Source organism: Caulobacter sp. NIBR2454, assembly GCF_027474405.1.
Classification (GTDB): Bacteria; Pseudomonadota; Alphaproteobacteria; order Caulobacterales; family Caulobacteraceae; genus Caulobacter.
Map to the genome: position 1 here is coordinate 3448352 of NZ_CP114871.1, position 12083 is coordinate 3460434.

General features: G+C 67.9%; 14 protein-coding genes. 6 read left to right on the plus strand and 8 right to left on the minus strand.

Going from position 1 to position 12083, the window contains the following annotated elements; all coding sequences use genetic code 11:
• Positions 1 to 68 precede the first annotated feature (68 nt).
• Together O5K31_RS16720 and O5K31_RS16725 are read right to left on the minus strand one after the other, a co-directional pair.
• Positions 69 to 953 carry an alpha/beta fold hydrolase gene (locus O5K31_RS16720; protein ID WP_269714885.1) on the minus strand — a complete coding sequence of 295 codons (885 nt, stop codon included), beginning with the start codon at positions 951 to 953 and terminating at the stop codon, positions 69 to 71.
• 106 nt (positions 954 to 1059) lie between these two features.
• Entirely contained in the window at positions 1060 to 1539 is a 480-nt protein-coding gene (locus tag O5K31_RS16725) for a MarR family winged helix-turn-helix transcriptional regulator (RefSeq protein ID WP_269714886.1), read from the minus strand.
• Positions 1540 to 1698: 159 nt separating this feature from the next.
• Between O5K31_RS16725 and O5K31_RS16730 the strand changes: the two genes are divergently transcribed.
• Together O5K31_RS16730 and O5K31_RS16735 are read left to right on the plus strand one after the other, a co-directional pair.
• The gene (locus O5K31_RS16730; protein WP_269714887.1) at positions 1699 to 2490 is read left to right on the plus strand and encodes an alpha/beta fold hydrolase; all 792 of its coding nucleotides are present in this window, start codon (positions 1699 to 1701) and stop codon (positions 2488 to 2490) included.
• A 126-nt stretch (positions 2491 to 2616) separates the two neighbouring features.
• A complete protein-coding gene (locus O5K31_RS16735) occupies positions 2617 to 3798 on the plus strand; it encodes a benzoate/H(+) symporter BenE family transporter (RefSeq protein ID WP_269714888.1) in 1182 nt (393 codons plus the stop codon).
• Positions 3799 to 3810: 12 nt separating this feature from the next.
• Here O5K31_RS16735 and O5K31_RS16740 read toward each other — a convergent pair whose 3' ends face one another.
• Positions 3811 to 4446, minus strand: coding sequence for a helix-turn-helix domain-containing protein (locus tag O5K31_RS16740; RefSeq protein ID WP_269714889.1), 636 nt, complete (start codon positions 4444 to 4446; stop codon positions 3811 to 3813).
• A 33-nt stretch (positions 4447 to 4479) separates the two neighbouring features.
• Between O5K31_RS16740 and O5K31_RS16745 the strand changes: the two genes are divergently transcribed.
• Entirely contained in the window at positions 4480 to 4680 is a 201-nt protein-coding gene (locus O5K31_RS16745; RefSeq protein ID WP_269714890.1) for a hypothetical protein, read from the plus strand.
• A 240-nt stretch (positions 4681 to 4920) separates the two neighbouring features.
• Here the strand turns inward: O5K31_RS16745 and O5K31_RS16750 are convergent, their stop codons facing one another.
• A complete protein-coding gene (locus tag O5K31_RS16750) occupies positions 4921 to 5388 on the minus strand; it encodes a hypothetical protein (RefSeq protein ID WP_269714891.1) in 468 nt (155 codons plus the stop codon).
• Positions 5385 to 5738 (minus strand): UrcA family protein, encoded by a 354-nt coding sequence (locus tag O5K31_RS16755; protein ID WP_269714892.1) that lies wholly within the window; start codon positions 5736 to 5738, stop codon positions 5385 to 5387. Before O5K31_RS16755 ends, O5K31_RS16750 begins: the two co-directional genes overlap by 4 nt.
• Positions 5739 to 5960: 222 nt before the next feature.
• Here O5K31_RS16755 and O5K31_RS16760 point away from each other — a divergent pair, with 222 nt between their 5' ends.
• Both O5K31_RS16760 and O5K31_RS16765 read left to right on the plus strand, forming a co-directional pair.
• Positions 5961 to 6596 (plus strand): phosphatase PAP2 family protein, encoded by a 636-nt coding sequence (locus O5K31_RS16760; protein WP_269714893.1) that lies wholly within the window; start codon positions 5961 to 5963, stop codon positions 6594 to 6596.
• Between the two features lie 322 nt (positions 6597 to 6918).
• Complete coding sequence (locus O5K31_RS16765) at positions 6919 to 7338, plus strand: hypothetical protein (protein WP_269714894.1); 420 nt, start codon at positions 6919 to 6921, stop codon at positions 7336 to 7338.
• Here O5K31_RS16765 and purU read toward each other — a convergent pair.
• Positions 7335 to 8177 carry a formyltetrahydrofolate deformylase gene (gene purU, locus O5K31_RS16770; RefSeq protein ID WP_269714895.1) on the minus strand — a complete coding sequence of 281 codons (843 nt, stop codon included), beginning with the start codon at positions 8175 to 8177 and terminating at the stop codon, positions 7335 to 7337. The genes O5K31_RS16765 and purU overlap by 4 nt on opposite strands.
• A 98-nt stretch (positions 8178 to 8275) precedes the next feature.
• Between purU and argE the strand changes: the two genes are divergently transcribed.
• On the plus strand, positions 8276 to 9469 hold the full coding sequence (argE, locus tag O5K31_RS16775; RefSeq protein ID WP_269714896.1) for an acetylornithine deacetylase: 1194 nt from the start codon (positions 8276 to 8278) through the stop codon (positions 9467 to 9469).
• Here argE and O5K31_RS16780 read toward each other — a convergent pair whose 3' ends face one another.
• Positions 9470 to 10795: an MFS transporter gene (locus O5K31_RS16780; protein WP_269714897.1), complete on the minus strand. Its 1326-nt coding sequence runs from the start codon at positions 10793 to 10795 to the stop codon at positions 9470 to 9472.
• On the minus strand, positions 10792 to 12081 hold the full coding sequence (locus O5K31_RS16785) for a M28 family peptidase (protein ID WP_269714898.1): 1290 nt from the start codon (positions 12079 to 12081) through the stop codon (positions 10792 to 10794). The genes O5K31_RS16780 and O5K31_RS16785 overlap by 4 nt, the downstream gene beginning before the upstream one ends.
• Positions 12082 to 12083: the final 2 nt, after the last annotated feature.

Below are 12083 nucleotides of genomic sequence, written 5' to 3' on the forward strand. Positions count from 1 at the left end.
CCGGCGCGGCTGGTGGCCGGGTGGTTGCAGGGCGAGCCCAAGCTCTTAGCGGTTTGACGCCTCGTCGATCACCGGCCGTCGCCATCGCGCAGCCCAGCGTGTTTATTGGCCCGCCCATCCCAACCGATCCGTTCGAGGAAGCCTTCGAGCAAGGCGGTGACGGCGGCGGGACGCTCCAGAGTGGAGGTGTGGCCGCAGTCGCCGATGACGGCCAACTGGGCGTTCATCAGCTCGGCCATGATCCTGCTCTCCTCAGCCGGTCGGGCAAGGTCGGCGGCGCCGGCGATCACCAGGGTGGGCGCCGAAATGCGCCTCAGCATCGGCAGATCGTCGGGTCGGTCGAAGATCAGCCGCCCCAGCGGCGCGATCGATCCCTTGAGGGTTTCTTGCGTGAAGCTATCCATGGTCTGGCGCAGCTGACGCACCAGATCGGGCTGAGCGCTCGGAACGTTGGGGCCAAAGAAGAGCGGGGTGACCACGCGGGCGGTCTCCTCATCGATCCGGCCGGTGGCCTCGACGCGGTCCAACATGGCCCCATAGGCGGCGCGCTTTGGCGCCGGCTCTTGGCCCAGATAGGTGTTGAGCATGACAAGCCCCGCCACGCGCTCGGGCGCCATGGCGGCCAGATGGGCGGCCCACATTCCACCCAGGGACAGACCGACGACCACGCAGCGCTCGACGCCCCGCGCGTCGAGGAGCGCTAGCATATGGCCGGCGATGTCAGCCAGGGACGCCGTCCCGGACGGCAGGGGCCCAGAGCCGCCGTGCCCCCACATGTCGGGGGCGAGCACGCGGCGCCCGCGTGCGAGGGCGGGTATCTGCGGCGCCCACATGGTCTGGTCCCACAAAAAGCCATGACCAAGCAGAACGGCGGGGCCTTCCCCCCTCTCGATCAGCGACAGGTGCTGGCCGCCGACGGCGACCTTCAGGTCATGGCGGATGACGTCGTCCATAGCGCGTTCTCCTTTGGCTTTGCGCCAAGGGAGTGACCCGCTGCTGTTACGGGACGGCTACGCGAACGGCCCGCCAGGTTTCGGATGAAACAGCCGCGAGCCCCGCTCACTCGGCCTGGGGGCCGTCCGGCGCCCAGCGGCCGATCTTGCCGTAGAGGGTGTCGCGAAGGTCGCGGATCTTGTGGTTGAGCGCCCCCAGGTCGGCGGGAGTTTGACCGGAGGCGGCCAGAAGCGCTTGGCCCAGACAGCCTGATCGATCTCGCATCGCCCGACCCGCATCGGTCAGTTCGACGATCACCTGACGCGCGTTGGCGGGGTTGCGCGTGCGACGCACCAGTTGGGCCGTCTCAAGCCTTTGAAGGAGCGGCGTCAAGGTGCTGGGCTCAAGCGCCAGATGTTCGGCGATCTCGCCCACGGTCCGGCCTTCCTGAAGCCAAAGGACATTGAGCACCAAGTACTGCGGATAGGTCAGGCCCAGCTCGTCCAGGAGCGGCTTATAGGCCCGCTGAATGGCGATGCCCGCCGAATAGATAGCGTAGCAAAGCTGATCTTCGAGAGGCGGTGGGGCGGTTGGGCTGGGGGTCATGAAACGGCTCACGCAGAAAAATCAGTTATCGCGATAATTATAGCTTGCGCCCCGCGAAACGCCAGGCTAACTAACATTTATCGCGATAATTGTTGTCGCGAACGGGAGCGGGCCGCCGGCCGTCGATCTCGACCGCGACAGATTTCAAGGAGCAACGCCATGACGATCAAATCCGCCATCATCGCCGCCGCCGCCGCCACCGCCGTCTTCGGCGCCGCGCAGGCCCAACAGCCTAAGACCCCTTCAGCCGCCCCAGCGGTCAAGAATGTCGTCCTGGTCCATGGGGCCTTCGCCGACGGCTCGGGCTGGCGCGGCGTCTATGACGAACTGACCAGCCGAGGCTACAAGGTCAGCATCGTCCAAAACCCCCTGACCTCCTTGGCCGACGACGTGGCCGCGACTCGCCGCGTACTGGCCCGTCAGGACGGCCCCGCCATCCTGGTCGGCCACTCCTACGGCGGCACGGTGATCACCCAAGCCGGCTCGGGCGCCGACGTGGCCGGTCTGGTCTATGTGGCGGCCCTGGCCCCCGACACCGGAGAATCCACCGGCGACCAGTTCGCCCAAATTCCGGCCCCTCCCGGCTTCGTCATCGAACCGCAGGCCGACGGCTTTGGCTTCGTCAACGGCCCCAAGTTCAAGAGCGGCTTCGCCGCTGATGTGAGCGACGCCGACGCCGCTTTCATGCGCGACAGCCAGGTGCCGATCGCCATGTCGGCCTTCGGCGACAAGGTCACCAAGGCCGCCTGGCGCGCCAAGCCCAGCTGGTTCGTCGTGGCGACCGAGGACGGCGCCATCGATCCGGCGCTGCTGCGCAAGACGGCCAAGCGCATCGGCGCGACGACGCGAGAGGTCGAGGGCAGCCACGTGGTCTTCATCAGCAAGCCCAAGGCTGTGGCCGACGTCATCGACGAGGCGGCCCGCCACGCCACGCACGCCGCGGCGCGCTAAGACAAAAAGTTCGACGACTCCGCCGGGGACGCATGGCGCGTCCCCGGCGCTCTCGCGCCGCGGTCGGCCGCGCGCTATTGCAAAGCTTTATTCCCTGCGGGTTTGTAAGATTCCATGGCCTCCCCGATGCGCGATAGTCCCCCGCCCGGCGCCTGGTCTTCGGCCCTCATCGCCACCGTCGTCGGCTTTGGCGGAACGATCGCGCTGGTCGTGCAGGCGGCGCGCACGCTGGGCGCCTCTAGTGAACAGACCGGATCGGCTGTGATGGCCCTGTGCCTGGCCATAGCCCTGGGCGGAGCCGTGCTGTCGATACAGACCCGCATGCCCGTGGTGCTGGCATGGTCCACCCCGGGCGCGGCGCTTTTGGCCGCAAGCTCAGGCGCCTCTTGGCCCGTCGCCATCGGCGTCTTCATCTGCGCGGCGGCGATGGGCTTGGCCTTGGCCGCCGTGCCCGTGCTTGGACGTTGGGCCGGCAAGATACCCGCCTCCATCGCCGCGGCCATGTTGGCGGGCGTCCTTTTGCCCTTTTGCCTGAATCTCTTTCGATTGGGCGCGGTCGATCCGCTGCTTGTGGCCGCCCTCGTGGCCATCTATGTCGCCGCGCGTCAGCGTATGGCGGTCTATGCGCTCTTGCTTGTGCTCGCGGCCGGACTGGCGCTCACCTTGGCCCGCGGCGATGTCGAGCCCTTGCCGGCGGGGCGGGTCATCGGCGCTCTCATCCCTGTCGCCCCAAGCTTCCAAGCGGCCGCTGCGATCGGCCTTGCGCTTCCGCTCTTCCTGGTGACCCTCGTCTCGCAAAACCTGCCCGGCCTGGCCGTGCTGCGCTCGGCCGGCTACAGCCCGCCGGCGCGGCGACTGCTCGCCGGCGCGGGCCTTGTGTCTTTGGCGGCCGCGCCCTTCGGCGGACACGCGGTCAATCTGGCGGCGATCACGGCGGCGATCTGCACCAGCGACGACGCTCATCCCGACCGCCATCGGCGCTGGACGGTCGGGGTTGTCTATGCCGGCTTTTATCTTGTGCTGGCGATCTTCTCGCCGTTCTTGGTGAGGCTTTTCCTGGCGCTGCCGGCCGGCGCCGTCGCGGCTCTGACCGGTATCGCGCTGATCCCCGCATTGGCCGGCTCGCTCAAATCCATGCTCGATGCGCCCTCGGATCTTGATGCGGCGCTGGTCACCTTCCTGGCCACCGCGTCCGGGCTTTCGGTTCTAGGGCTTGGGTCGGCCTTCTGGGGCCTGGTCGCCGGCTTTGCGGCGCTTGCGATCAGCAGACTGCTGCGCGCGCGTCGCCCCCGTTTCACCGCCTCCTGATAGGCGCAGGGCCTAGCCGCCCGCGGCGTTCTCGGCATCGAGGTTTGCAACGACGCGGCGGCGGCGCCCCGGTCCATGAAGGCGACGCCAGACGCCGGGGCTGACCCCGCATTCGCGCTTGAAGGCCTTGGACAGATGGCTCTGGTCGGCAAAACCTACGGCGGCGGCGATCTGGGCGAGCGGGACGCCCTCCTCGGCCAGGAGCCGGCGCGCCTCGTCAATACGGGCGGCAAGACGCCAGCGGTGCGGTGTCGAGCCTGTCGTCACCTTGAAAGCCTTGGCGAAGTAGGCGGCCGATAGGGCGCATTCGTCGGCGACCATCTGCACGCCGCGATCGAGCGAAAGATCAGAGCCAAGCAGCCGCTTGGCTCGCGCCGCCTGCCAGGGGGCGAGCCCGCCTTGGCGCACGGCCCCGTCATCCAGCGCCCCAAAGGCGCCGATGGCCTGCAGGCAGCAAGCCGTCACCAGGTGCCGAAGATAGAGCGGCTCGCCCTCACCCGCATCAAGGCCGTGGGCGATTACGGCTGCGAGTCTGGCCACGGCCGGATCGCGAACGCCCCAGGTCGTCGCTTCGGCCGGGCCGTCGCTCAATGGCGCCCCAGCGTCCGCCGCCAGATCCTCCAGGGCCTTGCGATCGATGGTCAGCAACAGAAGATCAAGCGGCCCGTCCAAGAGGGCGGCATGCTCAAAGCCTGGACCCAGCACGCAAAAATCGCCCGGGCCCACCTGGGCTGCGCGCCATCGGTCGCCGTCGGTCCATCGATCGTGCGAAGGGCAGGTGCGCAACGGCACAAGGATGCAATGGGCTTGGCGCGCGGCCGCGACGATCCTGACCGGAACGTCCCTGCGCTCGCTGACGAGCCGATTGACCACGATTTTTGAGCGGCGCGTGTCCACGTCAAGCGCACGTGACCCAGCCGCTAGAAGGTCCGAGCAGCGCAGATCGGGCCCGGCTCTCGCCGGGACCAACGCTTGGGAAACAATCATCGCATTCACCGTCCATGCGACGGGCCCAAAGCCCGTCCAGCGCCCTCATCGCCCCCGCCGATCACCGGACGGTTACGCCGCAGCGCTTACGCGTTACCGTTGTAGTGCGACGGCAAGGCCGGACGGCCTCGCTGCTCAATGAGGCGCGGCGGGGCAATGGCGATAGCGCACGGCCTTTCGTCCGGCGGGCGATCGCAAGTCAGCGCCCGCGGGCATTTCGACGATTTCAAAGCGAGCAGAATCTAGGATGCGAACATAAGGACGGCCGGTCTCGCGCCATCGACCGTCCTCGAGGCGGCAGGCCTGGCGCAGACGTTGGACGCCTTGCAGGCTCCACAGTAAATCCGAGCGGCACTGACCCGCGTGGACCGCCTTGAGCGTTGCTCCGTCATAGGTCTTGCCGTGCGTGACCGGGCTTGAGCAGGTCTGGCCCAGCTGCACATAGAGTCCTGGCTCAAGAGCCAGGATGTCCTCACCGGCCGGATCGGAGCCCGGCGGCGGCGGGCTGGCCGCAGCAACGCCAAAGGCCGCCGACGCCGCGACGGTCAAGGCGACGAAGCCGGCCGCCAAGCCCGTCGCCGCACGACCGTGCCCAGGGCTCACCGGCCTATGCGCATGGCGACCGGCCGAGCCTGGTCGATCCGCCGGGCGCGGTCCTGCCTGGCGACCGCCACGGCCTGGGCCACTTCCTCAAGGACCGCGCGGCGGCAGCGTTCACGCACGTTCAACGGGCTACGCGGACTCTCTCCGGCGCAAAACTGCTCGGCCGCCGCCTCGGAGCGCTGGCGCAAAGTGTCGCGGTCACCGGAATGCGACAGGTCCAGATCGCCGATCCTCACCCGTGCGTCGCCAGCGGCCAAGGCGGTGCCAGAACCGAGCAGGACGAGGGCGCAGGCGGCGAGAGTGGATGACCGCAGGGCTGTTGATCTGCGGGTGGCGGGCTGCTTGGACATGGAAGCTCCTTGGGGGTTGGAAGAGGCCGCGCTAATGCCCCCTTGCAGGGCCCAGATCGTGTAACGGCCTGCGCTCGCATGTCCGGGACTGCGCTGTGACATCGCCGGCAGGCTTGGCGGACCCGATCCATGCCGCAGCCACCGACAAGACGCGGCAGGAACCGACAATCCGCCGCCGACGGTCGAGGTCTACGCATGCAGCTACGCTTTGGCGGAATGACCATGAGCCCACCTCAGGCCCGAACACCCCACCCCGCCCGTATGACGGCGATCGGCGCGCCCTTAAGCGCGACCGCATCGGTGGCGGTGCTTGGCGTCCTTGTCTGGCGCGCTCACGGCGGACCTCTGCACTGGGACGAACCTGGACGCGAGGCGCTCGTCACATTGCTCGGGGCGACCCCGCTGCTCGCGGCGTGGGCGGGGTTGGGCGATGTGCGCCTCCTTGCCCTGGTCTGCGCGGCCTTCACCCTCGTCGCCATGCCAGCGCGACGCCTGCGTCAGGCCACAATCCTTTGGGGCGCGGCGGCCGCCAGCCTGGCGTCCAGCTTGATCCTCAAGGCGCTCATTGACCGGCCGCGCCCGCCCGGCGCCTTCGAAGCCGGCGCGAGCTTTCCCTCAACCCACAGCGCCATGGCGGCGGCGGTCTGGCTGACCCTGGCAATGGCGGCGAGCGCTCGATCGACGCGCCTGCGCGTTGCGATCATGGCCGCAGCACTCGCCGCCGCCGTCCTGAGCGCGCTCGCCGGCGTGGCGCTGGGACGGCATTGGCCAAGCGACGCCGCCGCCGGACTGGCCTTAGGCGTCGTTGTCGCCTGCCTGGCGGCGCGCAGGATGAGGGGACTTGGCGCCCGCGCCTAACCTGGGGATTCCCCCAATTTGCGAGCGTGTCGGCGCCAAACGGGGCCGGCCATCGACGGGCGCCGCTCAACAAAAGCGCCGCCGACGGCCGGCTGGCTCGGCCCCTGATTGTGGGGAAGGGGCCGGCGCCCGGCGCCTTGGAGGAAAGGCGACGGACGCCCCTTTGTCATCGATCAAGGAATGGCGGGCGCGGCGGTTCCTGTCGGATTTGGTCGGTTTGCGCCGCCGCTACACAGAAAGCTCATGGCGCTGCCCCATGGCGGACGCCTCAAGAGCAAGATTACGTGCTAGTATGGCCCTGCGGGGCTTTGGAGATAACCAGATGAAGATCATGATCGCCGCCGTCAGCCTGGCCTTGGCTTCGGCCGCACCCGCCTTGGCCGACACCAAGCCAAGCCCGCGTCAGATCAAGGCTGAAGCCGCCCTCAACAAGCAACTGGCCGACCGCGTCGCTGGCGCGCCGGTCAGGTGCATTCCCCTGCACGCCATCCGCTCAAGCCGCATCATCGACGGCACGGCGATCGTCTATGAGGGCGCCGGCGGGGTGCTCTATGTGAACCGGCCGCGTTCTGGAGCGCGCTCGCTGGATCGCAACGACGTGCTGGTCACCAAGACCCACACCGGCGACCTTTGCAGCATCGACATCGTCACCCTGTTCGACGCCACCAGCCGCATGCAAACCGGCTTTATCGGCCTGGGCGAGTTCGTGCCCTACAAGAAGGTCAAGACCGCCAGCCGCTAGTCGGTGAAGACGACCGTCTTCTTGCCGTTGAGCAGGACCCGGTCCTCCAGCCGCCAGCGCAGGGCGCGGGCCAGGACGCGGCGCTCGATGTCGCGCCCCTTGCGGACCAGATCTTCGGGCGTGTCGCGGTGGCTGATGCGCTCGACGTCCTGTTCGATGATAGGCCCCTCGTCGAGGTCGGCGGTCACATAGTGGGCGCTGGCCCCGATCACCTTCACCCCCCGCTCATGGGCCTGATGATAGGGCTTGGCGCCCTTGAACCCCGGCAGGAACGAGTGGTGGATGTTGATGCAACGGCCCTCAAGCTTGGCGGCCAGGCCATCTGACAGCACCTGCATGTAGCGGGCGAGCACGACGATGTCAGTCTTGGTCTCCTGGACCAGGCGCCACAGCTCGGCCTCCTGCTCCAACTTGGTGGCCTTGGTCACCGGCAGGTGATGGAAGGGCAAGCCGTCCAGGTCCACGTGCGGATAGATGTCGCGTGGGTGGTTTGAGACCACCGCCGACAGCTCCATCGGCAGCTCCTCGATCCGCCAGCGATAGAGCAGGTCAGCCAAACAGTGGTCCGACTTGGAGGCCAGGATCATCACCCGGTACTTGTCGGCCGGATCGCGCAGGGTCCAGGTCATGGACAGGTGACCAGCCAGGACGGCGAACTCATCGCGCAGCGCTTTGGGGTCCGCGCCCTCGGCGTCGAACACCACGCGCATGAAGAAGACGCCGGTCTCCTCGTCGTCGAACTGTTGGGCGTCGAGGATGTTGCAGCCGCGTTCGAACAGGAAGGTCGAGACGCGCGAGACGATGCCGCGCTGGTCGGGGCAGGAAAGGGTCAAGATCATGGCTGGCGGTGTTTACAGCCAAGGCGCCGATCTGGCGAATCTCGCGTGTCGCACGAGCGGCTGTGGGCTTGGCGGGCGCGGACCGTTAGGCTGGCGTCATGTCCACGGCTGAAGTCATCGCACCCCGCGCCATCGACCTGCTCGCCAAGCTGGTCGCCTTCGACACCACCTCGCGCCGCTCCAACCTGGCCCTCATCGAATGGGTAGAGGCCTATCTGTCGGGCTTAGGGGTCGCCTCGCGCCGCGTGCCGAACGCGGACGCAACCAAGACCAACCTGATGGCCACCATCGGACCGAACATCGAGGGCGGGATCATCCTGTCGGGCCACACCGACGTGGTGCCCGTGGACGGACAACCCTGGTCCACCGATCCCTTCGTCCTGACCCAGAAGGACGGGCGGCTCTATGGACGTGGGACCTGCGACATGAAGGGGTTTTTGGCCCTGGCCCTGGCCGCCGCCCCCGAGCTGGCGGCGCGGCCGCTCAAGCGCCCCGTGCATCTGGCCTTTTCCTATGACGAGGAGGTCGGCTGCCTGGGCGCTCCTGACATGATCGCCGCCTTCGCCAGCCAGGTTCCGCGCGCGGCCGCGGTCATCGTGGGCGAGCCGACCCTTATGCAGGCGGTTAGCGGCCACAAGGGCATCTCCACCTTCCGGGTCACGGTCACCGGCCGCGAGGCCCACTCCAGCATGACCCACCTGGGGGTTTCGGCGAACATGATCGCCATCAAGCTGATGGGTCATCTGTCCGATCTGGCCGACCGGCTGGCCACGGAAGTCGACTCGACCTCGCTGTTCGTTCCGCCCTGGCCGACCCTGACCATCGGTCAGATGAGCGGCGGCACGGCGGTCAACATCCTGGCCCGTGAATGCGTCTTCCTGTTTGATCTGCGCTGCCCGCCCGGTCGCGATCCCAAGGCGATATTGGCGAGCTTCTTCGAGCTGGCCGAGCGCCTGGACGCGCAGATCAAGGCCCGGGCGCCCGAAGGCGGCGTGCAGGTCGAAGTCCGCTCCCTCACCCCCGCCTTCGCTCCCGAAGCTGATGGAGCCGCCGAGAGTCTCGCCCGCCGCCTGGCTGGCGACAACGGCCCGCCCCGGGTGGCCGCCTACGCCGCCGAGGCTGGCCAGTTCCAGGGCGCGGGCTTCTCCACCGTGATCTGCGGCCCAGGCTCCATCGACCAGGCCCACCAGCCGAACGAATATGTGGAGATCAGCCAGATGGAGCGCGGCGCGGCGTTTATGGCGCGCCTAGTTTCGGAAATGTCGGACATGGGCCCAAGCCCCAACGGGTGATCATGCGGTCACCGTTTGGACAGGTCTGCGGGCGCGCACGCTCAGGGCCGCCGTGCAGACAAGCGACACAGCGCAGGTCGCGGCCAGATAGATCGATATAGGCAGACTGGACTGGAAGCGCTCAAAGAGCGCGGTGGCGATGATGGGCGCAAGGCCGCCGCCGATGACCGAGCCGACCTGATAGCCCAGCGAGGCGCCCGAGTAGCGCAGCTCCACAGGGAAGAGCTCGGCGAACAGAGCCGCCTGCGGTCCGTACATCAGGCTGATCAGGACAAGAGCCACGCTGATGGCTGCAGCGATAAGCGTGGGCGAGCCGGTCTCGACCATGGGAAAGAAGGCGAAGGCCCAAAGCCCGCAAAGCGCGGCGCCCAGCATGAAGGGTGGACGCCGTCCCCAGTGATCGGAAATCCAACCGCAGGCGATCAGCGCCGGCGCCATCACCACACTGCCGATCATCACTGCGCCCAGCATCACCGTCTTGGGCGCCTGCAGGATCGAGGTCCCGTAGGATACGACATAGGTGATGGCGATGTAGAAGCAGGTGTTGTTGGCGATGAACGCGCCCCCGGCCAGCAGCACCTCTGTGCGATGATCGATGAGCACAGACAGGATCGGCGAGCGGGGCGGCCTGCTGTTCACCGACCGGGTCTCGCGCTGGTCGAACTCGGCCGACTCCTCGAGGTTCAGCTGGACGTAAAGACCGATCCCTACCAGCAGCAAGCTGAGCAAAAAGGGGATGCGCCATCCCCACTGCAGAAAGGCGTCCGGCGCTACCGCCGCGCCCATCACTAAAAAGACCACATTGGCCACCAGCACGCCTAGCGGCACGCCGATCTGCACGAAGCTTCCAAAATAGCCCCGCCGATGGGCCGGGGCGCTCTCGATGGCTAGCAAGGCCGCTCCGCCCCACTGTCCGCCGACCGCGATGCCTTGGATGAATCTTAAGGCCACCAGCAGTAGCGGCGCGATCACGCCGGCGGTCGCATAGGAAGGCAAAAGACCGATGCCGGCGGTCGCGATCCCCATGACGACCAGGGCGATGACAAGGGCGCGCTTGCGCCCGACAAGATCGCCAAAATGGCCAAAGACCGCTCCGCCCAGAGGACGCGCCAGAAAGCCCACCGCAAAGGTGGCGAAGGCGGCGATCTGCGCGGCGAACAGCGGCAGGTCGGCGGGAAAGAACAGCTTTGGGAACACCAGGGCCGCCGCGGTCCCGTAGATGAAGAAGTCGTACCACTCGATGGTGGCGCTGGCCGCGGCGGTCAGCGCCACCTTCAATGGCGAGCGCGATCCGCCGTCTTGATGGGACGCACGGGCGGCGCTCATGGCAAGGTCGCGGCGATCACCGCCTGGAAGGCCGCCGCCACCGGCGCCACCAGCTCGCCCGACACGCAGCGCATGTCATCGCGGGGGGTATGGAAATAGCGGTGACCGCCATAAAGGCCGATCGCCGGCGCGTAACCGGCTTGGATCACATTGACCAGCTCGCCGCCCGCATGGGCCTTGTCGGCCGGATAGACCGCCTCCAGGCCGCTGATCCCGGCAAAGGCGGCGCGGGTCTTTTCGATCACCTCAGGCGTGGCGGTCAGCACACGCTGGGCGTCAGGGCTTGGCAGGGGTCGCAGGCCGATGGCCAGCTCATGCCAATCGCGGGCCGCAGCGCTGGCGCCGATATGGACCCACATGTGTGTGCGATCGGGCTTTGGCGCGTGGTGGGCCAGATACTCCTCGCCGCCCAGATAGATGTACTCGTGGCCGCTGGTCGCCACGAACTCCAGGTTCACGCCAGGTTTGGCGGCCGCCAGCTGTCGCGCCGCCGACAGCCAGACCGCCACGCCCGCGCCGCGCTCGGCCGCGCAGGTGAACCAGCCCGACCTTGGAGTGGTCACGATCAGGGTCTTGGCCGCGCCGCGATCGAGCCGTGCGATAAGGTTGAAGGCGGGCCGCTCGCCCACCTGAGCGTCGATGACGAGGCGCGCCGACTCGCCCCTGGCGGCGGCCGCCACGAACGGGTCGGCGTCCTTGGGCGCCAGGATAGCCACCGGCTTTGGAAAGGGCGGCTTGGCGACGCTGACATTGAGGCCGATCGCCTCGCCGGTCGGTCCCGATGTGACCAAAACCACCGCCGCTGCGTCGCGCTCGAAGGCGTCAGCTAGAGCACGCGCGATCAACGGTTCGGCGGTGGAGACCCAGCGGCGGGCTGGCAGCACCACCAGGGCGATCGCCCCAGCAAGACCGCCGGGCGCGTCAGCCCGCACGAGCGGGCCTGACAGACCGCCCGCGCCCGTCGTGGAGACGATCGCCTGCGCGAAGACCTCGGCGCGCTGATCGCCGACCTGAAGGGTGGCGGTCCGCACCTGTGCATAGGGCACGTCGAACATCTGGCGTTCACACCGGAAACCCAGGGCGCTCATCTCGCCCTCGAGCCACACGCCGCTTTGATTATCCCCCGACCCGCCCGCGGCCTTGACGCCGAAGGCGGCGAAGCGCTCAAGGGTCTGCTGCAGCCAATCCACATCTTGTGCCGCGACCGGGGAGGCGGACCGCGCCGCCGTCCCCGCCGCCGTCAGTGCTCCCGCCCCCAAGAGCAGGCCTCGACGCGACGCCTTCATGG

Bases quoted from the DNA above. Each gene is read 5' to 3' on its own strand.
- O5K31_RS16720 (WP_269714885.1), bottom strand. From the start codon at position 953: ATGGACGACGTCATCCGCCATGACCTGAAGGTCGCCGTCGGCGGCCAG.
- O5K31_RS16760 (WP_269714893.1), top strand. From the start codon at position 5,961: ATGAGCCCACCTCAGGCCCGAACACCCCACCCCGCCCGTATGACGGCG.
- O5K31_RS16725 (WP_269714886.1), bottom strand. From the start codon at position 1,539: ATGACCCCCAGCCCAACCGCCCCACCGCCTCTCGAAGATCAGCTTTGC.
- O5K31_RS16755 (WP_269714892.1), bottom strand. From the start codon at position 5,738: ATGTCCAAGCAGCCCGCCACCCGCAGATCAACAGCCCTGCGGTCATCC.
- O5K31_RS16780 (WP_269714897.1), bottom strand. From the start codon at position 10,795: ATGAGCGCCGCCCGTGCGTCCCATCAAGACGGCGGATCGCGCTCGCCA.
- O5K31_RS16765 (WP_269714894.1), top strand. From the start codon at position 6,919: ATGAAGATCATGATCGCCGCCGTCAGCCTGGCCTTGGCTTCGGCCGCA.
- O5K31_RS16730 (WP_269714887.1), top strand. From the start codon at position 1,699: ATGACGATCAAATCCGCCATCATCGCCGCCGCCGCCGCCACCGCCGTC.
- O5K31_RS16745 (WP_269714890.1), top strand. From the start codon at position 4,480: ATGCTCAAAGCCTGGACCCAGCACGCAAAAATCGCCCGGGCCCACCTG.
- purU (WP_269714895.1), bottom strand. From the start codon at position 8,177: ATGATCTTGACCCTTTCCTGCCCCGACCAGCGCGGCATCGTCTCGCGC.
- O5K31_RS16735 (WP_269714888.1), top strand. From the start codon at position 2,617: ATGCGCGATAGTCCCCCGCCCGGCGCCTGGTCTTCGGCCCTCATCGCC.
- argE (WP_269714896.1), top strand. From the start codon at position 8,276: ATGTCCACGGCTGAAGTCATCGCACCCCGCGCCATCGACCTGCTCGCC.
- O5K31_RS16785 (WP_269714898.1), bottom strand. From the start codon at position 12,081: ATGAAGGCGTCGCGTCGAGGCCTGCTCTTGGGGGCGGGAGCACTGACG.